Origin of the sequence: Paraburkholderia metrosideri, from assembly GCF_904848625.1 — a bacterium.
GTDB lineage: Bacteria > Pseudomonadota > Gammaproteobacteria > Burkholderiales > Burkholderiaceae > Paraburkholderia > Paraburkholderia metrosideri.
Map to the genome: position 1 here is coordinate 225,883 of NZ_CAJHCP010000005.1, position 25,533 is coordinate 251,415.

Here is a 25,533-nt window from a genome sequence, read left to right on the forward strand (position 1 = left end):
CGCCTGAGCAGCATAGTGCGCGTGGCAGCGCATCGTTCGCTCCCCACATTTCAGCCGCGTAAATGGCTGGATAGACGGTAGAAATAGGCCTTTTCGGCGATTTGCGACGCGCTCTCACCCCGCATACTGACCACGGTGAGAACGGCTAAAAGGGACGCATGCCTGGTTGTCCTTGATTCCTTCGACAAAACGCTGGCTGTCGTATCAGCCCATTTCCCCGCCGCCTTCACCTACCTGTTTTGACAAGTACCAGGGTTCGCCAGAACCCGTTTTTGGAAGTGACTCATGAAGCCGGGACATAACTCGCTTGGGAAAAGACGCGTACACAAAATTGCCGTCGTAGTCGCCGCGATGCTGCTCGTCGTGCTGCTTGCGGTGGGCCTCTGGTATTCGCAGCATCGCAAGGATCCGGATGCGGCGGCACTGACCGGCGTCGCGAGCCAGATGCGTCACGACCCGTCGGCCTGGACGCATGAAGAGAAAGACGCGTCGGAAATGCTGCGCGATATTCACGACGCGAACGTCGCGGCCATCGGCGTGAGTCCCAGCGCGATTCTGGTATCGAGGCGCGACGGTCTGAAGTACTTCGTCACCGATCACAACGCCACCTTCTCGCATGCGCTGCTGCTCGGCGAGCCCAAGTCCGGCGAGGCCGCGTCGTATCAGCTCGTGTGGCTTCCCGATGCCGATATTCAGACCGGCGGCGCGCGTTGGGTGCAGGCATTCGACCAGTTCCGCGACGGCATCAGTGTGCTGCTGCCGCTGTTGCTGATCGGCGGGATGGTGTGGTTCATGCGGCGCGAAATGCGCGGCGGCGCGACGCTGCTCAGCGAGGCACCTACGCTGCGCTTTGACGACGTAATCGGCGCGGGCGAAGCGAAGGCCGCACTCGCGGATATTCGCGGCTATCTGTCCGATCCGACACAGTTCACGTCGATGGGCGTGCGCGCGCCGTGCGGCATTCTGATGGTGGGCGGTCCCGGTGTCGGCAAGACGCGGCTCGCACAGGCGCTGGCCGGCGAATGCGGCGCGAGTTTCATTTCAATCACGGGTAGCTACTTCAGCGCGAAGTATTACGGTGTCGGTATCCAGAAGGTCAAACATCTGTTCGAACTGGCGCGCAAGAATGCACCCACGGTGATTTTCATCGACGAGGCCGACGGTCTGGCGAAACGTACCGATACGGGCGGCGGTCCGGTTGAAGCGGAGAGCAACCGGATCATCAATCAGTTGCTTGCGGAAATGGATGGCTTCGCTTCGAACGAAGGGGTCATCATCGTGGCCGCGACCAACCATCCAGACAATCTCGACGAGGCGTTGCGCCGCCCTGGCCGGTTCGATCGCACCGTGCAGGTCCGGTTGCCCGATCGCGAAGACCGCGCCAAGATTTTCCGTTTCTATGCGGAGAAGCTGAAATCGAAATCCGCCGATATCGACTACGACCAGCTCGCACGTCTGACTACCGGTTTGTCGCCGGCCACGGTCGCGATGGTCGTGAATCAGGCGGGTCTCGTCGCACGCAAGGCAGGCGACACCGAGATCACGTCGAAGCATTTCATGGAAGCGATCAAGATTGCGCGCATCGGCGACGTCAGCGGCGCTGAGCGCGCGCTCAGCGAAGACGAACGCACGCGTATTGCCGTGCATGAGGCAGGCCATGGTCTGGTCGCCGCGCTGCTGGGTACCGGAGTGCTGGAAGAAGTCACGATCCTGCCGCGAGGCGGTGCTTTGGGCGTGGCGCTCATCACCAAGGCGCAAGACAAGCACCTGTATCGCGAGACGGAAATCCGCAATGAAATCCAGGTGCTGCTCGGCGGACGTAACGCGGAGATTCTGACGTTCTCGGAAGCGTCCAGCGGCGCTGCATCCGATCTGCAGGAAGCGTCGCGGATCAGTCTCGACATGGTGTCGAAATTTGGTTTTAACAACGACGGCGATCTGTTCAGCCTCGCCGCATTGCCGTCGCAATATGCAGGCTTGCAGATGAAAAACGCGATCGGGCACGCGAACGTTCTGCTCAAGGAGCTGAACGAGTTGTGCTTTGGGCTTTTACATGCGTACGAGCCGGTGTTGCGCGCGATTGCCGACGAATTGCTCGAACAGGAAACCGTGCCCGGAGAAACCGTTTATCGGCTGATCAGGGAGCACAAAAGCACGCTTAAGATCGTCCACGAGCCGGAAGCGGCTTGAACTTCAAAAGGGGCCACGCGACATCACGAGCATGCGTGGCCCATCACAGTCGTTATGCAAAGTCCGACCCGCTGGGTGGAGGAACACCCGGAGGCGTTTCAGTGTCGCCTAGCGGATCAGGTGTACCGCTGGGCTGGTCGGCAGCAGGCGGTGGGTTTTCGCCTTTCTTCGGCAGCGGCTGATCGAGCCCCGGCTCGACTGGCGTGGGAATGGCGTCGCCAATCGGTTTGGATAGTTCGGTGGGCGGGCTGCCGGGGTCCTCTTCAGCTTGGCGCTCAGGCTCATTCGGGCGATTGGCCATATTTGCCACAACGATTCTCCAGTTGATGGAACATGTCGTTGATCAGCAATACGCGTACCCACCCCGCGCACTTCTACGCGTGAAGCACGCCGGATTTCCAGATCATCTGCGCGGCCGCAATCACGACAAATACCAGAACCAGCACCCGGAACGCGCCAGGCGGCAAGCGGTCTCGCAAAGGCCGCACCAGCAGGATGCCGGCGATCACCGGCACGCTCGCGCAAGCCGATATCGCCAGATCGCTCCAACTGGCATGCGCACCGCCGCTGAATGCAGCGACCAGCGTAATGATGGACACCACCAGAATGATCGCGATCTGCTTCGTGAACGCCTTGCCGGTTGCGCCGGTTGCAATCAGATACATCGCGAGCAATGGACCGGGCACGGAGGCGATGCTTTCCATCAGCGCAGCGCCGAAACCCAACCCCAATCCGGCGGGCTTTGCCCATGCCGGCGACAACGTCAGCCGTGGCGAAGCCAGTAGCAGTAGTGCCGCGATCATCAGCAACGCGCCCGCTGCCGCTTGCGCGCGGTGCGGTGCGAGCGAGATCAGCACCATCACCCCGACCAGATTGCCGATCACCGTGCCGATCAGCGGCGCGGCGATGCGGCGAATGGTGGGCAGCATGTCGCCGCCTTCCAGCGCCTGCGGAATGTTGCCGAGGATGATCGGCATCGACAGCAGTAGCACGGCCTCCTTGATCGGCAGGAAGTAGCTGAGGATCGGCATGGCGATGAGCGGCACGCCGATGCTGACTACACCTTTAACCATCCCGCCGAGCAGGAGTGCAGCGACGATGCCGAGCAGCGCATACAGATCGAGGCTCTGCAGGCCAGCGCCCAGCATGCCGTCGGCGAAATTGAAATGAGACATCGTTGAGGTCCGCGAACCAGGCGCGCGGTTCGAAGCGGTGGCATCGCGCGTGGCTTGTTTTTATCGTTTGACCTGTTCCATGCCTGCGTGTCGCGCGAGGCCGGAAGCAGCCGGCTAATTGAGGCCGCATGATACCGCGCCGTCAAAGCCGCTGCCTGCAAGCGGAACGTAATGCGCGCGTGGCTAGACCACATCCGAAGCGGTGCTGTCTTCGCGCAGTCTGCGTTTGGCGTGGTCGGCGTGGCCGGCACGTTCGCGTGTGGCGGAGGTGCTGGGAGTTCGCGTGTCGAGTGGACGAGCGGGGCTCGTTTGGGTACGCGAGCGCGTCTTGAGTCGCAGAACAGGTTCTTCGATCAGTCGCCACGACAGGATGGCGATGACCAGCGAGATCGCAAACGATGCAACGATCCCCACCGCATGCGCCCACACCGGCACCGTGCCGCCGAACAGCGCCTCTGCGTGATGGTTGCGGGTCAGGTCGGGGATCAGGTTGTGATAGAGATAGAAACCGTAGCTGATCCGACCAAAGCTCACGAGCCAGCGCGTTTCGAGAAAGCCGATCACCACGGCGTTGCGGCAGCAAGCAATCGAACCCACGAGTGCCGCAATGCAGACGCCGTATACACCGCTAATCGCGGTGAACCACAAGGGGTTGTTCACCTGACTCCACGCCGGTTCGGTTGCGCATAGCGCAATCAGCGCCAGACACAACGCAAACAGCGTGATGCTATGTCCAAGCCACACGCGTACATGTGACCGTTTTCCCGCGATCATCAACCCGCAAATACCCCCCAGTGCCAGCAACCAGAAGTTAGTCAGCGGATGCGTGTAAATCGTGATCTCCTGCCAATGCGCAACGCGCATCGCCAGTAACGACACCAGCCCGATCGCGACGATTGCCCAGCACGCTGTGCGGTGCCGCTGCGTCGAGAGCAGCAGCAAAAGCGGCGCTACCACGAGATAAAACTGTTCCTCGATCGCGAGACTCCACAAATGCGAGTAGCGGCCCGGCCAGTAATGCAGCACAGAGCCGATCCAGATATTCGACAGATAGGTGAAGTGAAACGGCATGCCGCTCGCCAGTTCGGGACTCGCAAAACCGAACGCCATCAGCACGCACATCACCACCAGCATCAGGTAATAGATCGGAAAAATGCGCACGGTCCGACGAAACAGGAAGCGCCTGAGTTCCGCGCCGAATTGGCTGCCGCCTGCTTCAATGCGTACGCGCTGCGACGACAGAATGCCGATGATCAGAAAGCCGCTCAGCGCGAAAAAAATCCACACGCCGAGATGACCGATCTCGCCGATGTCGCCAAACAGGCGGTGTTGAAAAAATACCATCAGGACTGCGATGGCACGCAATCCGTCGAAGCCGGCAATCCTGTTGTTCATGGGGTCGTCTTCCTCGGCGAAGGTGGCGCGCATGGCGCTGCCGTTCAGGGCGGTAAAGGCGGGACCGGCGCGCATCGGTGACGGTAAAGTCGACCGTGGCGAATGGACGGCGTCGTCATGACGCGCAGCGAGCCGGCTGACTGCAATCAGCCGGCGGCGTGTCCGGTCCACATGAATGGCCGCCGCGTCATGAGAGCCTCGCGCGCTGCGCGCAAGCTCATGCGATCGAGCATGAAGCCATCGTACGATGAAAAAAAGCGAAAAAAATCGCGCGTTACTTTTCGCAATTTTTTTCGCCGTTGATGACCGATTGCATGAGTATTTTGTGATTAAAAGCCGCAAATCTTGCCGCAAATTGAAGACGCGGCGACTCGGTATTACCGCATGCCGACAGCTGAATTTCAGATTGCCGTTCGTCATTGAATAACTAAAGGCCGGTTGTCAGCGCCCATCGACAGCGCGCGCAAAGGCAGTGGGAACAATTTATTCTCATGGTGTTCCTACGAACAACGGCGGTGCATCGCCGCCTTTCACAGCGCGTGGCGCGCGTCAACCAGTGAGTGCCGTATGGAAATCCGTTCCGATCGCAGTGGAGGAAGTCCCGCTGGGGGACGTTCGATCGAAGTGGATTTTTTTCGCGGCCTGGTATTGATCGTCATCGTGCTAGACCATATGCCGGGCAGCACGCTATCGCATCTGATGTTGCACGCGTACGCGATGTGCGATTCGGCTGAAGTGTTCGTGTTTCTCGGCGGCTATGCATCGGCGGCGGCGTATACAGCGGTGCTGGCGGGCCGCGGCGAGAACGCGGCGAAAATGCGGTTCGTCAGACGTTGCTGGGAAATCTATCGCGCGTATTTGTTGACGGCGGTGCTGACGCTGGTATCGGGCGCGCTCCTTGCACTGTTGCATCTGAATCCGCCAATGGTCGAGTTGAGCGGCTGGCCGCCATTCGCAGGTCAACCGCTGCGCCAGGCGTTCGACATCGCGCTATTGCGGCGTCAACCGTATCTGTCGAGCGTGCTGCCCATGTACGTGATTTTTGCGTTGTGCGTGCCGTTCGTCGTGCCGCTTGCGCGCCGCTCGTCGCTGCTGGCGCTGGCATCGAGCGTGACGATCTGGGCGTTCGCGCGGCCGCTGGCCTCGTTATTCAGCATTGACGACATGTCCGACTGGGCCTTTAATCCGTTTGCGTGGCAACTGATGTTCGTGTTCGGTGTGCTGAGTCGCGTGCAGCCTGTCAGCGAGCGTTTTCAGACAAGTGATGCCGCGCGTTGGCTCACGCGTGCCGCGGTCGTCGCCGCGCTGACCTTTGCAATCGTCAAACTTTTCGTGCTGACGCAACCGTTGCCCGGCACGCTTAAACAGAACCTGTCGGTGGATCGCGTGATCAACTTCGTCGTCATCGCGTGGCTGGCTGCGCAACTGGTGCGCATGGGCAGCGTTGCGTGGCTCGCGCAGCGCTTGCCGGCGGTCGTGACAGTCGGGCGCACGGGCCTCGTCTGTTTTGTCGCCGGCACGCTCGTGTCGCTGATCGTCGATACCGCTACGCCTCATATGTTTCATGGCTTTCGCGGCGTGCTGGTCGGACTTGGCGGCGATCTGGTTGCGATCGGCGCGGTGCTGATGATCGCGCGCGGCTGGAGCGGCTGGAAAGGACAACAATCGGCAGCGCCTGCCAACCACGGCGCGGGTGCCGGATGACGGTGCGATGGCACCGTTCACGTTCGACAATCGAGGAGCGGACGCTCGTCTTGATGATGGCCGTCGCGGCGTCTTTGTGTGTCGTCGCTGATCCCGTATTTGCTGCGTCCGAAGGTGCACCGCTCAGCCTGCATTGCGCGGAACTGGCCGGCGCCGTGTTGCCCCCCGAACTCATCGCATTGCCGAGCGCAGGCGCGCAGATCGACAGCGCGGCGATGGTCGGCGCGACCGCGCCAGGCAATCAGCAAGGCGGCGAGTATTGCCGCATCACTGGCCGCATCAAGGCGCTCGAAGCGACCACGCCCGATATCCGTTTCGATCTGAATCTGCCGCGCCGCTGGAACGGGCGGGCGCTGCAGATTGGCGGCGGCGGTTACAACGGCGTAGTGGTGAGCGGCACAGGTGTGATGCCGTTTTCACCGGACCGTGCACCGCTTGCGCAAGGTTATGCGACGTTCGGCGACGACTCGGGGCATGTCGGCGATTCGTCGCTGGCGGTGTTCGGTCTGGTCGACGAAGCCGTGACGAATTTCGGCTATGCCCATCTGAAGAAAACCCATGACGTCGCGCTTGCGCTGATTCAGCGCGCTTATGGCAAGCCGCCGCAGCGGATGTATTTTGCCGGCGGCTCGACCGGTGGCCGCGAAGGCTACACCGTGATGCAGCGCTATCCTGACGATTACGACGGCGTGATCGCGAATTCTCCCGCGTTGAATTTTTCCGGCGTGCGATTGCTTGGTGTGAAGCTCGGTCACGCGGAATATGCGACACATGGTGGCTTTATTCCGCCGCCGTTGCTGGAACATGTTTATCAACGCACGCTCGAGGTTTGCGACCGGCTCGACGGTGCGGCGGATGGCATAGTCAGCAATGTCGAAGCTTGCCGCAAGCAGGAACCGGTAATCATCGATTCACTACGTTGCACCGCCGATTCACCGTCCACCAACGAGTGCCTCACCGATGCGCAACTCGCCACGTTATTCGTGATGCGCGACGGCCTGACGTTGCCCTACAAACTGGCGTGGGACATTGGCGGCTATCGTGGCTACAACCTCTTTCAGGGCACGCATCTGACCGGGCTGCTTGGACTCGCGCATCAACCGGAACGTTTGCCCGTACCGACTTTCTTCGGCAATGGCTACCTGTTCGCGCAAGGCGACGGCTATGTCCGCTACTTCGTCACACGTGATGCAAATTTCGATTCGCTGAAATTCGATCCGCAAAATCCGGGCAAATATGTCGCGCAACTGGTCGCGCTGTCGCAGACAATCGGTGCAATGAACCCCGACCTGTCGCGCTATATCGCGCACGGCGGCAAGCTCATCACGCTGCAAGGTCTCGCCGATGAGGTCATCAGCCCTAACCAGACAATCGGCTATTACGAAGCATTGATCGACCGCTTCGGCACGGATCAGGTGAACGGCTTCATGCGCCTTTATATGGTGCCGGGTTTTCAACACGGCGGCGGCGTGTTCATTCCTTCGGTCGATTTGCTGGGTGCGCTCGACAACTGGGTCACCCACGACGTCGCACCCGAAACGTTGACGGCCACCGATATCGCGCCAGCGACGAATGGACGCTCGCGTCCGTTATGCCGTTACCCGCTGTTTCCGCGTTATGCCGGCAAAGGGAATGTGAATCTCGCCGGAAGTTTTACGTGCGTGGAGCCGTGAGACCAGGGTGTTTTGCAACAAGTGGCTGGGCGCGTCGCTCCAATGAAAAAACTGCGCAAGTGTTGAAAAAGCGATCGGGTCCTGTAAGCGGGTTCTATTTCTACATGAGCCTTAACCTCAACGTCGAGCAGTGGCGATGACCGCAATGAAAAGGGCGGACCGCCACGTCTGACGGTTCCGCCCTGCAGCGCACTTCACATCAGGCTCAATCGCACTGCCGCATTTCGAATGGCACTCACTGCGCGATCAATCCGATCAACACGCCATTACTGACCGTTCTGCATCGTGCCCGGGTTGCCGTTCACGTTATTACCGGTGCCGGTACGCGTACCGTTGTTCATGCCGTTGCTCATGCTGCCGCCGGAGCCGCTCATCGACGGGCTATTCGGCGTGGCACCCGTGCCTGTGCCCATGCCGCCGCCAGTGCCGGTCACGCCCGGTGAGCCATAGCCGGAACTGTTCGGCGCCCGCATCGAACCGGTGCCGACGCCCGGTGTGGCCGTGCCGCCTGCGCCACCGGTCGTGCCGCCGCCAGCGCCCACGCCATTGCCCGCCGAACCTCCACCCGCACCTGCGCCAGCGCCAGCACCCCCAGCGCCACCCGCGCCTCCACCACCCCCTGCTTGTGCATACGCACCGCCCGACAGCGCCATCACGAGTGCCGAAGCCAGAACCGCCCTGGTCACGTGTTTCATGGTCCACCTCCATAGAATGGGTTGATCTCACGCAAGCGTCTGTCGCTCGCATGCATGATCTGCCGCAAGCGGTGTGCCTCAGGTGCCGCGCCGCGTCGGCCGACTCTGTGCGGGGCCAACACAGGGTTCACCCGGAGCGTGCACGTCGAAGCGCTGCAGGCTTTCCCACTTTCCATTACATTGCGGGGGCGCTTGCATGATCGAAGCGCTTTTCCCAACTTATTTTCCCAACTTAACAACGGTGTCTGCCATCGTCGATTCCATGCAGCCAATCGTCTCGGTCAAGAATCTGTCGAAAACCTATGCCAGCGGTTTTCATGCGCTGAAAAATATCAATCTGGCGATTAACCAAGGGGAGATCTTTGCGTTGCTCGGGCCTAACGGCGCGGGCAAAACGACGCTCATCAGCATCATCTGCGGCATTGTCAACGCGAGCGAAGGCAGCGTGACGGTGGACGGCCGCGACATCGCTACCGACTATCGCGGTGCCCGCTCGCTGATCGGCCTCGTGCCGCAGGAGCTGACCACCGACTCGTTCGAAACCGTCTGGGCCACCGTGTCGTTCAGCCGTGGGCTGTTCGGCAAGCCGAAGAACCCGGCGTATGTCGAGAAGGTTTTGCGCGACCTGTCGCTGTGGGAGAAGCGCGATAGCAAGATCATCACGCTGTCGGGCGGCATGAAGCGCCGGGTACTGATCGCCAAGGCGCTCGCGCACGAACCGCGCGTGCTGTTTCTCGACGAACCGACTGCCGGCGTGGACGTCGAGTTGCGGCGCGATATGTGGAAGTTGGTGCGCGGACTCGCCGAAAGCGGCGTAACGATCATCCTGACTACGCACTACATCGACGAAGCGGAGCAGATGGCCGATCGCATCGGCGTGATTAGCGGCGGCGAGATCATGCTGGTCGAAGAGAAGACCGAGTTGATGCGCAAGCTCGGCAAGAAACAGTTGACGCTGCAACTGGAAAGCCCGCTCGCGCAGGTGCCGCCGTCGCTGGCCGGCTATGCGCTGGGTCTGGAGAAGGGCGGCAACGAGTTGATCTATACCTATGAAGGCGAGGGTGGCCGCACCGATATCATCGCGCTCCTCAAAGCGCTCGATGACGCCGGCATCCGTTTCAAGGACCTGCATACCACGCAGAGTTCGCTTGAAGACATCTTCGTCAGTCTGCTTCGGGGTGGCCAATGAATATCCATGCAATCCGCGCGATCTACAAGTTCGAGATGGCGCGCACCTGGCGCACGCTGATGCAGAGCATCATCGCGCCGGTCATCTCCACGTCGCTCTATTTCGTCGTGTTCGGCGCGGCCATCGGCTCGCGGATCAAGGAAGTAGACGGCATCAGTTATGGCTCGTTCATCGTGCCGGGTCTGATCATGTTGTCGCTGCTGTCGCAGAGCATTTCGAATGCGTCGTTCGGCATCTATTTTCCGCGCTTTACCGGCACGATTTACGAGTTGTTGTCCGCACCGGTTTCGTATCTGGAGATCGTGGTGAGTTATGTCGGCGCGGCGGCCACCAAATCAATTCTGCTCGGCTTGATCATTCTCGCCACGGCGGGCCTATTCGTGCCGCTGCAAGTGCAGCATCCGTTCTGGATGATTCTGTTTCTCGTGTTGACGGCGGTGACGTTCAGTCTGCTCGGGTTCATCATCGGTATCTGGGCGGATAGTTTCGAGAAGCTGCAACTCGTGCCATTGCTGATCATCACGCCATTGACCTTTCTGGGCGGCAGCTTCTATTCGGTCAACATGCTTCCCGAGTTCTGGCGCGTCGTCACGCTGTTCAATCCGATCGTTTATCTGGTCAGCGGTTTTCGCTGGAGTTTCTTCGGACTCGCCGATGTGAATGTGGGTATCAGCCTCGCGATGACCGCACTGTTTCTCGCGGTGTTTCTGCTGATTGTCGGCTGGATATTCAGAACGGGTTATCGGCTGAAAAGCTGATGCGCGGGCGTGTCGATCGAACCGCCAGCTTGTGCGCAAAATCGAACCCGGCATGAGAGACTGACGGACACCCTTACCACGGAGTCGATAGTCATCATGTCCGTTGATTTGAGTCTGATTGAGCGAAGCGCGTGTGAAGTCGTCGATCTGTTGCGCGAACAGGCCGTGAGTCCGCATGACCTGCTCGACACGCTCGCCGCGCAGGTGGCGCGCGTCGAGTCGCAGGTCAATGCGCTGCCCACGTTGTGTTTCGAGCGCGCGCACGCGCATGCCGACGCGCTGCTGAAAAAGCCGGTGAGCGAGCGGGGTCTGCTGTGCGGTTTGCCCGTGCCGATCAAGGATCTGACCGATGTCGCCGGTGTGCGCACCACCCGTGGTTCGCTGGTTTATCGCGACCGGATTCCCGATACGTCGGATGCCGGTGTGAGCCTGCTCGAAGCGCGCGGTGGCGTGGTGTATGCGAAGTCCAACACGCCGGAGTTCGGCTCGGGCGGCCATACGTATAACGGGGTGTTTGGTATCACGCGCAATCCGTGGGATCTGTCGCGTTCGGCGGGCGGTTCGTCCGGCGGCGCGGCGGCCGCGCTCGCGTCGCGCACCGCGTGGGTCGCGCAAGGCTCCGATCTGGCGGGGTCGTTGCGTACCCCGTCGGCGTTCTGCGGCGTGGTCGGTTTGCGTCCTTCGCCGGGTCGCGTGTCGTATGGCCCGAGCGCGAATCCGTACGACACGCTCGGCATTCACGGACCGATGGCGCGCAACGTCACCGACACAGCGTTGTTGCTCGACGCGATGTGCGGTGAAGTCGACGGCGCGCCGTTGTCGCTGCGCGAACCTGCGACTTCGTTTCTGGACCATGCGCGCAAAGCACAGCGCCCGGCGCGCGTGGCGTTCAGCGAAGGGCTCGGCATCGCGACGGTCGAGCCGGAGATTCTCGCCATTTGCCGCAGGACAATGGACCGGTTGACGTCGGAAGGCATCGGCGTCGACGAAAGCGATATCGATCTGAGCGGCGCGAAGCAGGCGTTCCACGCATTGCGCGGCATCGCCTACGCGACGAATTATGACGAGGTGCTGGCCCAGCACCGCGACGTACTGAACCCGAATGTGATCTGGAACATCGAGTTCGGCCTGCAACTCGACAATCAGGCGATGCGCACGGCGCAGCGTACCCGTAGCGCGCTGTTCTACAAGCTGAATGCGCTGCTGCAACGTTATGACGTGCTGATCTGTCCGGCTTCGATCGTGCTGCCGTTTCCGGTTGAAATGCGCGACATACGCGACGCGGTCGGCCAGCACTTCGAGACTTACATCGACTGGCTCGCGATCACCTATTCATTGACGCTCACCGGCATGCCGGTCATCGCGATTCCGTGCGGGATGAGCGCTAGCGGCTTGCCCGTGGCGATCCAGATTGTCGGCAAGCCGCGTGGCGAGGCGGCGTTGTTGTCGGCGGCGCGGGCGATCGAGGAGATCATCGGCACGTGGGCTAGCGGAAAGCCGCAGGCGAGTTGAGCCAGCGCGTGGGCGTTCAGTGCCGATGTCCACGAACCCACCACGCCGCATTGCCTAGCAGCGCCAGCTGATTTGACGGCTTTCGCCGTCAAATCAGGTTACGTCGCGTCTTCCACGATCTGAACTACGACACATACGCGTGCGCGACGTTGATCAACTGCACGCGATTACGCACGTTGAACAACTGTCGCAAACGGCGCAGATGATAGTCGACGTTATGCGGCGACAGCCCAAGGAAATACGCGATTTCCTTGTCCCGCTGTCCCTGTACGACCGCCTTCAGCACCGCGTGCTGCAGCTGGCTCAACGCCACACGCTGTTGCTGCGCGGGCGCGATACCGATCGCGCTTTTGGCGTGGGTCCAGATGAATTCGTGGATCGTGTGCGCGAACATCAGCGTTTCGGCCACGATCGATTCGGTCATCCAGCGCGGATTGCCGATCTCCGAGTTGAAGCACAGGCTCGCGCTCAACTCCGGCTCGGGCAGCGGCATCTGCGTGAGAATCCCGCTTTTGCGGCCGGTTGCCTCCAGCATGTCGATCAGCCCGCTCAGGCGCTCGCTGCGCAGTTGTGCGCGCGGCAGATCGGCGCGCATGTCGGCGGTATTCCACAGCAATGGCATACCGGTCGGCGACGCGAGTGCCACACGCGGGTCCATGTCGAAATAGCGCTCGCGGAAATAGCGCGTGAGCCAGGTTTGCGATTCGTAGCTGGTCAGCACGAACATCGTCTTGTGATGCGCCGACGTGCGCGTGGCCGTATAGCTGAACGACTCGAAGCCCAACTGTTTGATGCGCCGCCGCACGAATTCGATGCGGTCCTGCGCATTGTTGAATCGCCCCAGCGGACTGATGAACGGCGCACTACGCCTCGCGGCTGGCGACGGTGTGCCGATTTCCTCCTCGGTGAAGAGCGTGAGAAAACCCGTGGGCGCCGCACCTGTGGCAGGGCGGCCCGCGCTTCTCGAGGTGCTCGATGCTTCAGCCGCGTGGGCTGACGCCCCCGGTTGCCGCGTGCCGGCCGGGTAGGCCGGTTGTGCGGACACCGCAGGGTTACAGGCTGCCGATGCGGGCCCGGTTTCGCCTTGCGGCGAGCCAGCCAGCCAATGCGGCAGCGTATCGCATTCGTGTTCCATGAAACGGTAGCTCCGGCGTTCGAAACGCATGAAAGACGACAAGCTGAATGATTAGCTATTTCCCGACATTACGGTAGCCGGTTCCTTGCTATCATTTTCGGGTTCTTGCGCCGACCACGACCGACAGGCCGGCTACGCGGGTGCAACAGGTGTTTTCCTTGCATACGGCGTCTCCCTGGGATGAATGTGATGACGCGAATTCCAAAGTTGACCACGACGCTTGCTTACGACCGCTATATGGCGGGTCAGAAACTGGTGTCGAGCGTGAATCGCCCGTGGCGGCACCTCGTGCTGCGCTCGTATCTCGAACCGGATGAGCAGGCGCTTCTGGAAGCTCCCGGCTTGCAGGACCTCACGCTAATGACGCTCGCGAGCGGCGCCGAACACCTCGAGCGCAATCTGAATGGACGCTGGGAGAGCGCCGATCTGCGCATGGGCGATGTCTGGTTCGTGCCATCCGCACCGATCTCCTGGCGCTGGCATTCGATCAGCGACGAGCCGCTGTCCACCGTTCACTTGCACGTCGAGCGCAGCCTGATCGACAGTGTTGCCGACCAGATGGAGCTGGGCGGTTCACGTGAACTGGCGTTGAGCGACGCGATGCAGTTTCGCGATCCGCTCGTTGCCGCCATGCTTGGCGCTTTGCATCGCGCTGCCGGCGACCCCGCCGATTCGCGTCTTTATGCCGACACGCTGGTTCACGCGCTCGCGGCCCATCTGCTGCAACATTATTCGCGCGGCCGGCTTGCGCAACGCGCGCTGACTGTGCCGCCCGAACGGCTCGTGCCTCGACGGATTCGCCGGGTGACCGACTACATCCGCGCCAATCTTGCCGCCGATCTGGCGATTGCCGATCTGGCCCAGCAGGCGGGCCTAAGCAGTTTTCATTTTGCGCGCGTGTTTCGCCGCGAGACTGGCGAGACGCCGCACGGCTTCGTGTCGCGCTTGCGGCTCGAAGAAGCGGCGAGGCTGCTGCGCGCCACCCGTCAAACCGTGCTGCAAATTGCCATCGCGGTGGGCTTCGAGAGCGCCAGTCATTTCTCCGTGCAGTTCAAGCGTGGCTACGGGATGACGCCGCTGGCCTACCGGCTGGCAGGATGAACGGCTCGACGGTAGAAACCATGGAGCGGAAAGTACGGACAGGTGCGACTTGCCCGTGCTCCGAACGGAATCACACGCGTCTTGCAGTTTGCTGTGCATCGCGTGGCTTGCAAACTACGAACTTTCGTGGCGAGCGCGTGGTTGACCCTGGCGTGGCCCGGCCGGACCGGACGGGCTATTTCGCTCGGGTGGGCATAAGCGCTCGCTGTCCGGTCTAACTGGCCTGACCGGGTGAAACGCAACTGTATCTGTCGGAGCGTTGTACCGGACGACAGAATGATGCGCATCCAGCGTGGCCCAGCCCGCGTCTGACCGACCATTCCATTTAACCTGTCACCCTGGAACTCCTCCGATGACCCGACTCCGAATTACCTCCTGCGGCCACGAATTCATCGCCGAAACCCATCCTGACGCGCCGGAAACCGTGGCCGCGTTCCTGAAGCTGCTGCCGTATCGCCAGAAGATCATTCACGTGCGCTGGAGCGGCGAGGGCTGCTGGGTGCCGCTCGGCGACTTCAAACTCGAAAACGACGGCGTCGCGGTCAGCTTCGAGAATCACACGAGCCATCCGTCCGTCGGCGACATTCTGTTTTATCCGGGTGGCTATAGCGAAACCGAGATCATTCTCGCGTACGGCTCGTGCTGCTTCGCGAGCAAGTTGGGGCAGCTGGCGGGCAACCATTTCCTGACTGTCGTCGAGGGTCGCGAGAAGCTGCGCGAACTCGGCACCAAGGTGTTGTGGGAAGGCGCACAGGAAGTGCTGTTCGAGAAGATCTGAAGCGGCACCTGCAATATTGGGCAATAGCACGTCCTAACCCTGGTTAATTTCTGTTCCGTAAATCGCGCATACTGGAGGGGCAGGAGCAGTTTGTGAAACGCTCACAACACCGCTCCTGAGTCTTTTTAAGTGCCTTCCGGGCGCGGCCGCAGCCGGTTGGCGCGCACCGGGCAGGGCACGGAACATTCAATTTTCCGGCCGCCGCGCGGCACCAGGGTCTCCTACATGACAGACTCGCACGTCCCTCCGCTAGCCGCTTTCGCCGCGCACTTGCGCTCGCAGCAGGTCGATTTGACCGAACGCTGGATGAAGGCCGTCTTCCATGATGCCGATCTGACCGAATCCGACCGGTTGACCTACGAGCAACTCGCCGATCACATCCCGAATATTCTCGACGAGATATGCAGCGTGCTGGAAAACCAGGACCTCGATCACGCCGGGGCCGCTATCGAACGGGATGCGCGGCTGCACGGCAAATTGCGCTGGAAACAGGGCTACCGGATCGACGAACTGGTGCGCGAACTCGATCTGTTCCGTCAGATGCTGACCGGCGCGATCGTCGAATATAGCGAGGTGCGACCGTCATTCACGCGGCGTCATGAGGAACGCGCCCGTCATTTCATCGACGAGGCCGTGAGCTTCGTCACGCTGACGTCGATCCGCGAGGTCGTCAGCGAACGCGACCGCAAAATCGACGATTACACCGGCCAGCTCGAACGGGCCAATCACGAACTGACGCTCAAACAGCGGCTGGTCGGCGAACTGCATGAATCGCGAATGCAGATTACACGCAGCGTCGTGCACGATCTGCGTAACTTCCTCAACGTGTTTTCAATGGCGCTGCAACTGATGAGCCGCGCGCCGTCGAAAACGGAGACTGCCCTCGCGCTCGCGAACCGTCAGGCCGCGGATATGAAAACGCTGGTGGACGAACTGGTCGAATATGCGGTCGTGCTCGGCGATACCAGCCCGCTGGCGCTGGAGCGTTTCACACTGCGCGATCTGTTCGATGAACTGGCAATCTCATGCGAATCCGCGATCGAAGCGAAGGGGCTGCGCCTTCAGACCTCGTTCGATATCGCGCTGACAGAAGTCGTCTCCAACCGGCTGAAGCTCAAGCAGGTCGCGCTCAATCTGCTGACCAACGCCGCGAAATATACGCGGGTGGGCCAGATTGAGTTGACCATGACCGCAGTGGAAAACGATTGCTGGCGGCTGCGCGTGTCGGACACCGGCGTGGGCATCGGTGCGTCGGACCGGGAGCGCGTGTTCAAGGAGTTCGAACGCGCCACCGACGACGATATTCCCGGCGCTGGTCTGGGTCTCGCGATCGTCAAGGAATTGTGCCGGGTGCTTGAAGGGCAGATTCGTTTCGATTCGCAGGAAGGCGAAGGGACGATCTTCGAGATTACCTTTCCGATGCGCTTGCAAGGTGATTGAGTCGTGAACGCTGCTGTTCCGCTGACGCATACCTGGCTTTCTCCCTGACAGCCAGGTTGGCTTACCCATCTCTTGTCTTCATGTAATTTAAGACTCTTTAAGTCAATTCAATGTTGTCTCTCGATATTTCCGGTTTTTATTTAAGAAGACCGGTGGCGATTCTATTCTCGGCTTATTAAATAAAATTAAAGCTAAGAAAACCGGCTTGTTTTTGCTAATTATCCTTAATCAAAATAGATCGTTTTTCTTGGGCAAGTTGTTGTTTATCCTTTTTAGGAGTAGTCGTATTCTCGATGTGGCTCCTGTCACGGCACACTGGGCGTTGCGCTTTTAACGATAAATCGAAAGCGTAATACGCTCCTAATTTTCGATTGTTTTATTTAGATTAATTAGGATGTCATAGGAAGAATCTTGGTTGATAGACCGAGATGAGAGAGGGGAAGACATGTTGAATAAGACCTATAAGAGTATGCGAGTTAAAACGCCTCGGATTGCTGAGCGCGCGCCGGAGCTTGCAAAGCGAAGTGCGCTGAGAACCGCGATGGCATGCCGGACGCTAGTGGCCACCAGCGCAGGTCTGTTGAGCGCGTTGACTTTTGCTCAACCTGCCCGTGCCGATAATTGCGCGTTGCAAACGCAGGACTGTTCTGGCGTCGAACGGGTGCTGACGGCGTATGCACGAAGCGCGTCGGCCAATGCCGCAGGCGCGACGACCGCCATGCAAAACGCCAGCGAATTCGCCGGCATCCAGCCGACCGACGCGCAGCAACAGATCGTTGCGTTCGCGACCACGGCGCCGGCTGTGACCGATTACATCTCAGTGAGTGAAAACGTTGTTCAGGGCACGCGTACCAGTGCGTCGAGCGCGCTGAACGCGATGGCGATCGGACCGACCGCTGCGGCGACCGGTATCAATGCGCTGGCCGTCGGCGGGGGCTCGGCTGCGGGCAGCAATGCATCCACCGCAGTGGGCGCGGGGGCGGGTGCGTTGTCGGTCAACTCGACCGTTGTCGGCGCGAGTGCGACGGTGGGCGCGCTGTCCGACAACTCGGTGGCGATCGGCTACAACGCTCGCTCGAGTGCGTTCAACAGCACGTCGATCGGCGGCTTTGCAAGCGCCACGTCGACGGGAGCGGTAGCCATTGGATACAACGTGTTTGTTGGGCAGACGGCCACGAACTCGGTGGCGCTGGGGCCGAATTCATCAGTCAGCGCGAGAAATTCGGTCGCACTCGGCAGCGATTCGGTCGCGGACCGCGTCAATGTGATTGCCGTGGGCAATGCCACGCAAGGGCGGCAGATCGCCTACGTCGCAGACGGTGCGCAAGCCACCGACGCGGCCAACGTCGGCCAGCTTTCCCGTGTGGCTAATGCGCTGGGTGGCGGCGCGTCGATCGACGCCAACGGTGCGATGGTCGCGCCTGTTTATAACGTGGGTGCAGCGACTTATAACGATGTTGGCTCGGCGCTCGCGGCAGCGGTGATTGCGAGTACGCAGGCGAGCTCCGATTCGGTCCAGTACGATTCGCCAGCGCATGATGGGGTGACGCTGGGCCACGCCGACACGCCGGTCCAGATCACCAATGTGCGTGCTGCCAACCTCGTTGCAGATAGCTCGGACGCTGTGAACGGCGCACAACTGTTCGGCACCAACCAGGTGGTCGAGCAGAACAGCAACGACATCACGAACCTCGATCAGCGCGTCACCGACAACACGTCGAGCATCACGAACCTCGACCAGCGCGTCACCGACAACACGTCGAGCATCACGAACCTCGACCAGCGCGTCACTGACAACACGTCGAGCATCACGAACCTCGACCAGCGTGTCACCGACAACACGTCGAGCATCACGAACCTCGACCAGCGTGTCACCGACAACACGTCGACCATCACGAACCTCGACCAGCGCGTCACCGACAACACGTCGACCATCAACAATCTCGACACCCGAACCACGACGATAGAAGGGGACGTGACCAACATCACGAACCAGATCACCACCGGCGAGATCGGGCTGGTCCAGCAAGACCAGGTGTCGCGCAATCTCAGCGTGGCGAAAGAGGCCGATGGCGCGCGCATCGACTTCGGCGGCACGGACGGCGCGCGCGAACTGACGGGAGTAGCGGCAGGTACCACGGACGCATCCGCAGTCAACCTCAGTCAGCTCAAACCGGTGGCGGCGGCGTTGGGCGGCGGCGCGCAGATCAACGCGGACGGCTCGTTCACCGGACCCACGTATCGCGTGCAGGGCGGCACGCAGCGCACGGTCGGGGAAGCGCTCGGCTCGCTCGACAGTGGCCTGAGCACCTTGCAGCAGAACATGGCGGTCGGCGGGATCGGCGTGGTCACGCAAGATCCGCTGTCCCGCGCAATCAACATCGGTACGACGATGGATGGTTCGCTCGTCAATGTCGCGGGCACAGTGGGCAGCCGCGTCGTCACCGGGGTCGCGCCGGGTACGGTCAGCGCGTCCAGCAGCGACGCGGTCAACGGCTCACAACTGTATGCGCAGGGGCAGAACACGGCGGCGGCGCTCGGCGGCGGCTCGACCGTCGACGCAGACGGCGCGGTGTCGGCGCCTTCGTATAACGTGGGCGGAACAGTCGTGAACAACGTTGGCAGTGCAATCACCAATCTGGATACGCGCACCACGCAAAACAGCGCGGATATTGCGGGCTTGCAGACGACGCTAGGCGGCATCAACGGAACGATGGCGAACGCGGTGCAGTACGACGACTCCGCGCATAACAGGATCACCCTCGGTGGCACGGCGGCCAATGCGCCGAAGGTCGTACTGACCAACCTGCAGGACGGCGACGTATCGGCAACCAGCAGCGACGCAGTGACCGGCGCACAACTCTGGCGGACCAATCAGCAGATCGGCAACCTCAATCAGACTGTGCAGAACTATCAGACCACCGGCGATGCTTATGTCTCGGTCAACAGCACGGGGAACGCGGCCGAGGCGATCGGTAACGGCTCGGTGGCGATTGGCGGCGGCGCTCGTGCGTCCGCGCCGGATTCGGTGGCGCTCGGCGAGGGGTCGGTGGCCGACCAGACGGGCACCGTCTCGGTGGGTTCGGCCGGCAACGAGCGTCGTATCACGAACGTCGCCGCTGGCCAGGCGCCCACTGACGCCGTGACCATGCAGCAGTTTCAGGGCGGCCTGAACGAAATTGCGCGCAATGCTTACTCGGGCACGGCCTCGGCTATTGCGTTGACCATGGTGCCGGAAGTCGATGCGAACAAGAATCTGGCAATCGGTGTCGCGACGGCGGGCTATAAGGGATATCAGGCAGTGGCCGTGGGCTTCTCGGCGCGTGTCACGCCAAGCCTGAAGGTGAAACTCGGCGCGGGCATTAGTGCAGCAACGACAACGGTCGGTGCAGGTGCCGCCTATCAGTGGTAGCAGCCAGCTTTCGGCACGCGTGACAGGCGCGTGTGACAGGCTTGAGTGAAAGTGACAACCGGCAGCCACGCAGCGCAACCGGGCCTAGCGCATGCGTTCGCTGCCGGCACCCCGTTACCCGAAACCACGGGGTGCCGGGTCGAACTTATTTGAATAGCTTCATCGCTTGCGTGAGGGTATTGACCACACCCCATGCCAGCGGAAGCGTCACGTATAGCCAGAAGACCGCGAGCTTCGCCTTGCTGGTTGGACTCTGAATGTGAGCTGTCGACATGCGAATCTCCTTAGTTGCCTTTAGCCAGTTGTGCGTCGGTCATGTGGTGTTTTTCATCCACACGCCTGACCAGCAGGTTGCAGATAAAGCCGACCACCAGCAGCACGGCCATGATGTGAACGGTCATCGTGTACGCATCTGCTTTGGCGACACCGTTGGCGACTTCATACGCGCGAATGTAGTTCACCAGCACCGGGCCGGCGACGCCGGCAGCCGCCCACGCAGTCAGCAGCCGTCCGTGAATGCCGCCCACGAATGCGGTGCCGAACATGTCCGCGAGATAGGCGGGCACGGTCGCGAAACCGCCGCCGTACATCGTCAGGATGATGCAGTACGAGAGCACGAACAGTGCGATCTGGCCGGAGGCCGCGAAGCTCGGCACGAGGTAATACAGCACGGCGCCCAGCACGAAGAAAATGAAGTACGTGTTCTTACGGCCGATCCAGTCCGACGCCGACGCCCACACAAAACGGCCGCCCATGTTGAACAGCGACAGCAGACCCACGAAGCCGGCTGCAGCCGCCGCCGACACCGTGTTCTTGAAGCTCTCCTGGATCATCACCGAGGCCTGGCCGAGAATGCCGATGCCGGCTGTCACGTTCAGGAACAGCACCAGCCAGATCAGATAGAACTGCGGCGTCTTCAATGCCTGGTCGATATGCACGTGATTGCGCGAAATCATCTTCTTCTGACTGGTCGCGGCGGGCGTCCAGCCAGCCGGTTTCCAGTCAGCGGGCGGCACGCGGATCGCAAGTGCGCCGATCGACATCGAGATGAAGTACGCGATACCGAGCACGACGAAGGTCTCGGCTACGCCGATGCTGGTGGCACTGCGGAAGTGGTTCATCAGCGCGACCGACAACGGCGCGGCAATCATTGCGCCGCCGCCGAAGCCCATGATCGCCATGCCCGCTGCCATGCCGCGATGGTCCGGGAACCAGCGGATCAACGTCGATACCGGCGAGACGTAACCGAGCCCAAGCCCGATTCCGCCGATCACGCCATAGCCGAGATAGAGCAGCGCGATCTGATGCAGATGTACGCCAAGCGCAGAGACCAGAAAGCCGCCGCCGAAGCAGCACGCGGCGGTGAACATCGTGCGGCGCGGGCCGACGCGTTCAAGCCATTTGCCGGCAAAGGCCGCCGACAATCCGAGGAACACAATTGCCAGCGAAAAGATCCAGCCGAGCGAGGTCAGCGACCAGTCGTCGGCCGTGGTTTGCGTAATGCCGATGACTTTGGTCAGCGGACCGTTGAAGACAGAGAACGCATACGCCTGGCCGATACAGAGGTGAACGGCGAGGGCAGCGGGCGGAACCATCCAACGCGAGAAACCTGGCTTCGCGACGGTAGCCTGTTTGGAAAAAAATGGGGAAGAGCCGGACGCCCCGCCTGGCTCGGTAATGCTGCTCATGGTCTGCCTCCGTTGACGAAGTCTTTGTTATCGGCGCTTTACACGCGATGCTTGAGGCGTCGCAGCGTAACGTTCGCCGATTCCCGTATCGTCAAAATATGATATGAATTTTCATATGGCGTGAGTTCAATTGTGGCGAACCCCGCCTGGGTGAACGATATGAGGTGCACTTGAGCTTTGCAATATGAGATAGCACAGCATAAGGCGTACACCTGGTGAGGCAGGATTGTAATCGGACGAATGGGGAAGGTGGGAGCGCAATGCAGAGCGACGGGCGGGTTGCCCGACCGGGATCTGTGCGTCATACAAGCAACTGCAGCGCAAAAAGAGAAAGGCCGGCGCTGGCTTCTTCGCCACACGCCGGCCCGATTCAGCCGTGATTGTTTCGCGAGATTCAGGCGATACCGCGGCCCGTTTTCATCTTTGCCGCGACGGCGACCGAGATCGCGCAACCAATCGCGAGATACGCCGCTACCGGATGCCACGAGCCGCCTGCAAAGCTGACCAGCGCCACCGCGATGAACGGCGTGAAGCCGCCGCCGACCACGCTCGCCACCTGGTAGCCGACGCCCGCGCCGCTGTAGCGATACTCAGTGCCGAACAGTTCGGTGAACATCGGCTGCTGCACGCTGACCACCATGTCGTGCGCGACGTTGGCGAGCATCACCGCGAAGACCACGATCCACACCGTCGAGCGCGCGTCGAGTGCGAGGAAGAACGGCACCGCGCTGAACATGCCGACCACTGCGCCGATGATGTACACGCGGCGGCGACCGAAGCGGTCCGCGAGCAACGCAAAGCAGGGAATCGTCACGCAGCTCAGTGCGCCGACCAACAGGCCGATCGTCAGGAAGAACTCGCGCGGCATGTGCAGATTCGCGGTCGAGTAGTTCAGCGCGAACGCCGTCACGATGTACATCGTAAACAACTCGGCGAGACGCAATGCGATGATCAGCAGGAACGCTTTCGGATGACGGAGCAATGCTTCGACGATCGGCAGACGCACGCTGCGCTCTCCCTTCTTGCCGACCTTTTCGACGAACTCCTTCGACTCTTCCATGCTCGAGCGGATCCACAGTGCGATCAGTACCAGCACCACGCTGAACAGGAACGGCAGACGCCAGCCCCAGCTCAGGAACGACTCGTTATCCATCGAGCGGCTGATGATCGCGACCAATCCCGTCGACAGCACGAGGCCCACGCCATAACCGACCTGTACGCCGCTGCTGTAGAACGCCTTCTTCTTCTCTGGCGCACTTTCGACCGCCATCAGTGCCGCACCGCCCCATTCGCCGCCGACCGCGAAGCCCTGGATCGCACGCAACGTGACGAGCAGAACGGGTGCCCACCAGCCGATGGTGGAGAAGGCCGGCAGCAGACCGATTGCAGCGGTCGACAGGCCCATCATCATCACGGTCAACACCAGCATGCGTTTGCGGCCGAGGCGGTCACCGTAATGGCCGAACACGAAGCCGCCAAGCGGGCGAAACAGGAAGCCGACGCCGAACGTCGCGAACGCAGCGAGCGTGCCCATTGCCGGGCTGACCTTCGGGAAAAACTCGGCGTTGAAAACCAAAGCCGCGACGATCCCGTACAACAGAAAGTCGTACCAGTCGACCACGGCACCGATGAAACTGCCGAGTGCCGCCTTGCGCGCCTGGCTGCGCGTGGCGCGGTTGTCGCCCATGGTGGCGGTCGGGATGGTTGTGCTCATGACGAATGTCTCCTTGAAACTGGGGTTGCACGCGGGATCGGCCGACGCAGCCGGGGCAAAGGCCAACGCAAGGGACCGCGCCGCGCTCGATCCGTGCAGGATGTCCGGAAGATTAATGATGCGAGCCGAATCTCACAATCCGCATTCGGGTGAAATTGCGCGATCATCGCACGGAAGTGCGCGCATAGCGCGCGTTTTGCGCGTATACACCAAGCGCTGTGTGTTTGTCCGAGGCGACAAACCCATCGCGCTCGCCGCGTGCTAACGTTAGGAATCCATCCTGAAAACAACAGTTTCGTTGATATACTACATACGGAATATTGAAAAATGCGGCGTTGCAGCATATGATTGAGTGATTCGTTCACTTAATCGTCCGGAGTTGCAAATGGAGTTTGTGCCTCTCATGCTGTTCACCATTGCTGTTGTGGGTTTAGGCGCTGCCGCCACCGTTTTGTTGACCGACTGGATTCCGCAGCCGGTTGCGCAACTGGCATCGCGACATGGCCGCTTTATTGGGCTGGGCGAGCAAGGTGACGAGGCAGCGCACGCGGTGTCGTATCGCGCGCATGTTCAACCAGAGGCGATGAATGTCGTCAGAACTTCAAACTGAAGCAGTGGCTACACCGCTGACCCTGTCATTGCAGCCCATCGGCGCGAGCGCGAGCTTGCGCGATCAGGCGTATGCGATGCTCCGCCAGGCGATTGCCGATGCGGACATCTACCGGAATCGTGAAGAAATCCGGCTCGACGAACGCGTGCTGAGCGAATCGCTCGGCGTGAGCCGAACGCCGGTGCGTGAAGCGATGACCTTGCTCGAACAGGAAGGTTTTTTGCGGATGGTGCCGCGGCGCGGCATCTACATCGTGCGCAAGAGCAAGCGCGAAATTGTCGAGATGATCCAGATGTGGGCGGCGCTTGAAAGCATGGCGGCGCGGCTTGCCACGCTGCATGCAACGGACGACGAAATCGCCCGTCTGCGCCACATGTTCGACAATTTCCGCGACGCTACCCCGGCCGAGCATATTGCCGAATATTCGGACGCCAATATCGCGTTTCATCAGGCCATCGTCGAGTTGTCGAAGTCGCAGATCATCCTCGACACGATCAAGAACATTTTCATTCACGTGCGCGCGATTCGTCGCATGACGATTTCGCAGAGCGACCGTGCGTCGCGTTCGATCGTCGATCATCTGCGGATTATCGAGGCGTTGGAGAAACGGGATACGGAACTGGCCGAGCGTCTGACTCGTCAACATTCGCTCGATCTTGCTGCGTTTGTCGAAGCGAATTGCGATTTTCTGGACTGACGGTTGAGGGCGATGTGAGGGGTTGAGCGAGCCGACGATCGGAAAGGCCCGCAGTGTGAAAACACTGCGGGCCTTTTTGCTTTGGCGCGGTGCCGCAGACAGGATTCCGGATAAACCCTTGCTTGACGGTCTTAAAAATATGGTATGTGATATATCAACATCGGAGTGGATGAGTTGGTGGCCTGGTGGTTTCCCTTGGAATGCCGTTGCGTTGTTCGGGAATTTCTCTCGAAAGCCTTATTTGGTAAGCCTCACAGCTGTGAATCCGGTGCAGTAAAACCGCGTGAAATCGGCCTTGCCTGAATGTGATATATCACATACGGTATGTATCTGGTGAGGTGGATGGGGATGACATTCGATGTGTTTCGATGCGTCTGTCGATAAGTGGTTGCACAACCGGGTGGGCAGCAACAACTTTCATGGGATCGGGGTTGGGTGGCGCAGCGCTAACTTTGGTCGATGGCTTTGCATGGGGCTGGAGTGGGCGCTAAAGCGCTAACTCAGGTCGACAGCGTTGCATGGGGTGGGAGTAAGCGCCAAAGCGCTAACTCCCACCGACAGCGTTGCAGGGGGTGGGAGTAAGCGCTAAAGCGCTAACTCCCACCGACAGCTTTGCATGGGACCTGAGTAAGCGCTAAAGCGCTAACTCAGGTCGACACAGGAGACA

Annotated in this window: 20 protein-coding genes; 12 read left to right on the top strand and 8 right to left on the bottom strand. The window is 60.7% G+C overall.

The window, feature by feature from the left end; all coding sequences use genetic code 11:
- Positions 1-285: 285 nt before the first annotated feature.
- Positions 286-2,190, top strand: a complete 1,905-nt coding sequence (locus LMG28727_RS12135) for an ATP-dependent metallopeptidase FtsH/Yme1/Tma family protein (protein ID WP_201642566.1) — start codon at positions 286-288, stop codon at positions 2,188-2,190.
- A gap of 52 nt (positions 2,191-2,242) precedes the next feature.
- Here the strand turns inward: LMG28727_RS12135 and LMG28727_RS34135 are convergent, their stop codons facing one another.
- The 3 genes from LMG28727_RS34135 to LMG28727_RS12145 all read right to left on the bottom strand — a co-directional run bounded on the left by LMG28727_RS34135 (position 2,243) and on the right by LMG28727_RS12145 (position 4,760).
- Entirely contained in the window at positions 2,243-2,500 is a 258-nt protein-coding gene (locus LMG28727_RS34135; protein ID WP_236591766.1) for a hypothetical protein, read from the bottom strand.
- Positions 2,501-2,564: 64 nt separating this feature from the next.
- The gene (locus LMG28727_RS12140; RefSeq protein WP_201642567.1) at positions 2,565-3,365 is read right to left on the bottom strand and encodes a TSUP family transporter; all 801 of its coding nucleotides are present in this window, start codon (positions 3,363-3,365) and stop codon (positions 2,565-2,567) included.
- A 183-nt stretch (positions 3,366-3,548) separates the two neighbouring features.
- Positions 3,549-4,760 carry an acyltransferase family protein gene (locus LMG28727_RS12145; RefSeq protein WP_201642875.1) on the bottom strand — a complete coding sequence of 404 codons (1,212 nt, stop codon included), beginning with the start codon at positions 4,758-4,760 and terminating at the stop codon, positions 3,549-3,551.
- Between the two features lie 567 nt (positions 4,761-5,327).
- Here LMG28727_RS12145 and LMG28727_RS12150 point away from each other — a divergent pair.
- Positions 5,328-6,464 (top strand): OpgC domain-containing protein, encoded by a 1,137-nt coding sequence (locus LMG28727_RS12150; protein WP_201642568.1) that lies wholly within the window; start codon positions 5,328-5,330, stop codon positions 6,462-6,464.
- Between the two features lie 56 nt (positions 6,465-6,520).
- Entirely contained in the window at positions 6,521-8,137 is a 1,617-nt protein-coding gene (locus LMG28727_RS12155) for a tannase/feruloyl esterase family alpha/beta hydrolase (protein ID WP_236591828.1), read from the top strand.
- 266 nt (positions 8,138-8,403) lie between these two features.
- On the opposite strand, the gene LMG28727_RS12160 is transcribed toward LMG28727_RS12155, so the two are convergent.
- Positions 8,404-8,832 carry a hypothetical protein gene (locus tag LMG28727_RS12160; protein ID WP_201642569.1) on the bottom strand — a complete coding sequence of 143 codons (429 nt, stop codon included), beginning with the start codon at positions 8,830-8,832 and terminating at the stop codon, positions 8,404-8,406.
- 262 nt (positions 8,833-9,094) lie between these two features.
- Between LMG28727_RS12160 and LMG28727_RS12165 the strand changes: the two genes are divergently transcribed.
- The 3 genes from LMG28727_RS12165 (at position 9,095) to LMG28727_RS12175 (ending at position 12,291) form a co-directional block, all read left to right on the top strand.
- Positions 9,095-10,021 carry an ABC transporter ATP-binding protein gene (locus LMG28727_RS12165; protein WP_201642570.1) on the top strand — a complete coding sequence of 309 codons (927 nt, stop codon included), beginning with the start codon at positions 9,095-9,097 and terminating at the stop codon, positions 10,019-10,021.
- Positions 10,018-10,779: an ABC transporter permease gene (locus tag LMG28727_RS12170; RefSeq protein WP_201642571.1), complete on the top strand. Its 762-nt coding sequence runs from the start codon at positions 10,018-10,020 to the stop codon at positions 10,777-10,779. Before LMG28727_RS12165 ends, LMG28727_RS12170 begins: the two co-directional genes overlap by 4 nt.
- A 96-nt stretch (positions 10,780-10,875) precedes the next feature.
- The gene (locus LMG28727_RS12175; protein ID WP_201642572.1) at positions 10,876-12,291 is read left to right on the top strand and encodes an amidase; all 1,416 of its coding nucleotides are present in this window, start codon (positions 10,876-10,878) and stop codon (positions 12,289-12,291) included.
- Between the two features lie 124 nt (positions 12,292-12,415).
- On the opposite strand, the gene LMG28727_RS12180 is transcribed toward LMG28727_RS12175, so the two are convergent.
- Positions 12,416-13,426: a helix-turn-helix transcriptional regulator gene (locus LMG28727_RS12180; protein ID WP_201642573.1), complete on the bottom strand. Its 1,011-nt coding sequence runs from the start codon at positions 13,424-13,426 to the stop codon at positions 12,416-12,418.
- Positions 13,427-13,615: 189 nt separating this feature from the next.
- On the opposite strand from LMG28727_RS12180, the gene LMG28727_RS12185 reads away from it, so the two are divergent.
- The 4 genes from LMG28727_RS12185 to LMG28727_RS12200 all read left to right on the top strand — a co-directional run bounded on the left by LMG28727_RS12185 (position 13,616) and on the right by LMG28727_RS12200 (position 20,157).
- Complete coding sequence (locus LMG28727_RS12185) at positions 13,616-14,527, top strand: helix-turn-helix domain-containing protein (RefSeq protein ID WP_201642574.1); 912 nt, start codon at positions 13,616-13,618, stop codon at positions 14,525-14,527.
- Between the two features lie 352 nt (positions 14,528-14,879).
- A complete protein-coding gene (locus LMG28727_RS12190) occupies positions 14,880-15,305 on the top strand; it encodes a DUF3830 family protein (protein ID WP_201642575.1) in 426 nt (141 codons plus the stop codon).
- 225 nt (positions 15,306-15,530) lie between these two features.
- Entirely contained in the window at positions 15,531-16,745 is a 1,215-nt protein-coding gene (locus tag LMG28727_RS12195; RefSeq protein ID WP_201642576.1) for a sensor histidine kinase, read from the top strand.
- A 445-nt stretch (positions 16,746-17,190) separates the two neighbouring features.
- The gene (locus tag LMG28727_RS12200) at positions 17,191-20,157 is read left to right on the top strand and encodes a YadA-like family protein (RefSeq protein ID WP_201642577.1); all 2,967 of its coding nucleotides are present in this window, start codon (positions 17,191-17,193) and stop codon (positions 20,155-20,157) included.
- A 145-nt stretch (positions 20,158-20,302) separates the two neighbouring features.
- On the opposite strand, the gene LMG28727_RS12205 is transcribed toward LMG28727_RS12200, so the two are convergent.
- From LMG28727_RS12205 to shiA, 3 genes are all read right to left on the bottom strand, one after another.
- Complete coding sequence (locus tag LMG28727_RS12205) at positions 20,303-20,431, bottom strand: MFS transporter small subunit (protein ID WP_201642578.1); 129 nt, start codon at positions 20,429-20,431, stop codon at positions 20,303-20,305.
- Positions 20,432-20,441: 10 nt separating this feature from the next.
- Positions 20,442-21,845 (bottom strand): L-lactate MFS transporter, encoded by a 1,404-nt coding sequence (locus LMG28727_RS12210; RefSeq protein ID WP_201642579.1) that lies wholly within the window; start codon positions 21,843-21,845, stop codon positions 20,442-20,444.
- 394 nt (positions 21,846-22,239) lie between these two features.
- Positions 22,240-23,559, bottom strand: a complete 1,320-nt coding sequence (shiA, locus tag LMG28727_RS12215; protein ID WP_201642580.1) for a shikimate transporter — start codon at positions 23,557-23,559, stop codon at positions 22,240-22,242.
- 385 nt (positions 23,560-23,944) lie between these two features.
- Here shiA and LMG28727_RS12220 point away from each other — a divergent pair, with 385 nt between their 5' ends.
- Both LMG28727_RS12220 and LMG28727_RS12225 read left to right on the top strand, forming a co-directional pair.
- Entirely contained in the window at positions 23,945-24,169 is a 225-nt protein-coding gene (locus LMG28727_RS12220; protein ID WP_201642581.1) for a hypothetical protein, read from the top strand.
- Positions 24,147-24,866: a GntR family transcriptional regulator gene (locus tag LMG28727_RS12225; RefSeq protein WP_201642582.1), complete on the top strand. Its 720-nt coding sequence runs from the start codon at positions 24,147-24,149 to the stop codon at positions 24,864-24,866. Before LMG28727_RS12220 ends, LMG28727_RS12225 begins: the two co-directional genes overlap by 23 nt.
- Positions 24,867-25,533 lie beyond the last annotated feature (667 nt).

Excerpts from the sequence above, each read along its gene's own strand:
- LMG28727_RS12160 (WP_201642569.1), bottom strand. The coding sequence starts at position 8,832 with ATGAAACACGTGACCAGGGCGGTTCTGGCTTCGGCACTCGTGATGGCG.
- LMG28727_RS12185 (WP_201642574.1), top strand. The coding sequence starts at position 13,616 with ATGACGCGAATTCCAAAGTTGACCACGACGCTTGCTTACGACCGCTAT.
- LMG28727_RS12205 (WP_201642578.1), bottom strand. The coding sequence starts at position 20,431 with ATGTCGACAGCTCACATTCAGAGTCCAACCAGCAAGGCGAAGCTCGCG.
- LMG28727_RS12165 (WP_201642570.1), top strand. The coding sequence starts at position 9,095 with ATGCAGCCAATCGTCTCGGTCAAGAATCTGTCGAAAACCTATGCCAGC.
- LMG28727_RS12190 (WP_201642575.1), top strand. The coding sequence starts at position 14,880 with ATGACCCGACTCCGAATTACCTCCTGCGGCCACGAATTCATCGCCGAA.
- LMG28727_RS12140 (WP_201642567.1), bottom strand. The coding sequence starts at position 3,365 with ATGTCTCATTTCAATTTCGCCGACGGCATGCTGGGCGCTGGCCTGCAG.
- LMG28727_RS12180 (WP_201642573.1), bottom strand. The coding sequence starts at position 13,426 with ATGGAACACGAATGCGATACGCTGCCGCATTGGCTGGCTGGCTCGCCG.
- LMG28727_RS12195 (WP_201642576.1), top strand. The coding sequence starts at position 15,531 with ATGACAGACTCGCACGTCCCTCCGCTAGCCGCTTTCGCCGCGCACTTG.
- shiA (WP_201642580.1), bottom strand. The coding sequence starts at position 23,559 with ATGAGCACAACCATCCCGACCGCCACCATGGGCGACAACCGCGCCACG.
- LMG28727_RS12175 (WP_201642572.1), top strand. The coding sequence starts at position 10,876 with ATGTCCGTTGATTTGAGTCTGATTGAGCGAAGCGCGTGTGAAGTCGTC.
- LMG28727_RS12145 (WP_201642875.1), bottom strand. The coding sequence starts at position 4,760 with ATGAACAACAGGATTGCCGGCTTCGACGGATTGCGTGCCATCGCAGTC.
- LMG28727_RS12210 (WP_201642579.1), bottom strand. The coding sequence starts at position 21,845 with ATGAGCAGCATTACCGAGCCAGGCGGGGCGTCCGGCTCTTCCCCATTT.
- LMG28727_RS12135 (WP_201642566.1), top strand. The coding sequence starts at position 286 with ATGAAGCCGGGACATAACTCGCTTGGGAAAAGACGCGTACACAAAATT.
- LMG28727_RS12200 (WP_201642577.1), top strand. The coding sequence starts at position 17,191 with ATGTTGAATAAGACCTATAAGAGTATGCGAGTTAAAACGCCTCGGATT.
- LMG28727_RS12170 (WP_201642571.1), top strand. The coding sequence starts at position 10,018 with ATGAATATCCATGCAATCCGCGCGATCTACAAGTTCGAGATGGCGCGC.
- LMG28727_RS12155 (WP_236591828.1), top strand. The coding sequence starts at position 6,521 with ATGGCCGTCGCGGCGTCTTTGTGTGTCGTCGCTGATCCCGTATTTGCT.
- LMG28727_RS12225 (WP_201642582.1), top strand. The coding sequence starts at position 24,147 with ATGTCGTCAGAACTTCAAACTGAAGCAGTGGCTACACCGCTGACCCTG.
- LMG28727_RS12150 (WP_201642568.1), top strand. The coding sequence starts at position 5,328 with ATGGAAATCCGTTCCGATCGCAGTGGAGGAAGTCCCGCTGGGGGACGT.
- LMG28727_RS12220 (WP_201642581.1), top strand. The coding sequence starts at position 23,945 with ATGGAGTTTGTGCCTCTCATGCTGTTCACCATTGCTGTTGTGGGTTTA.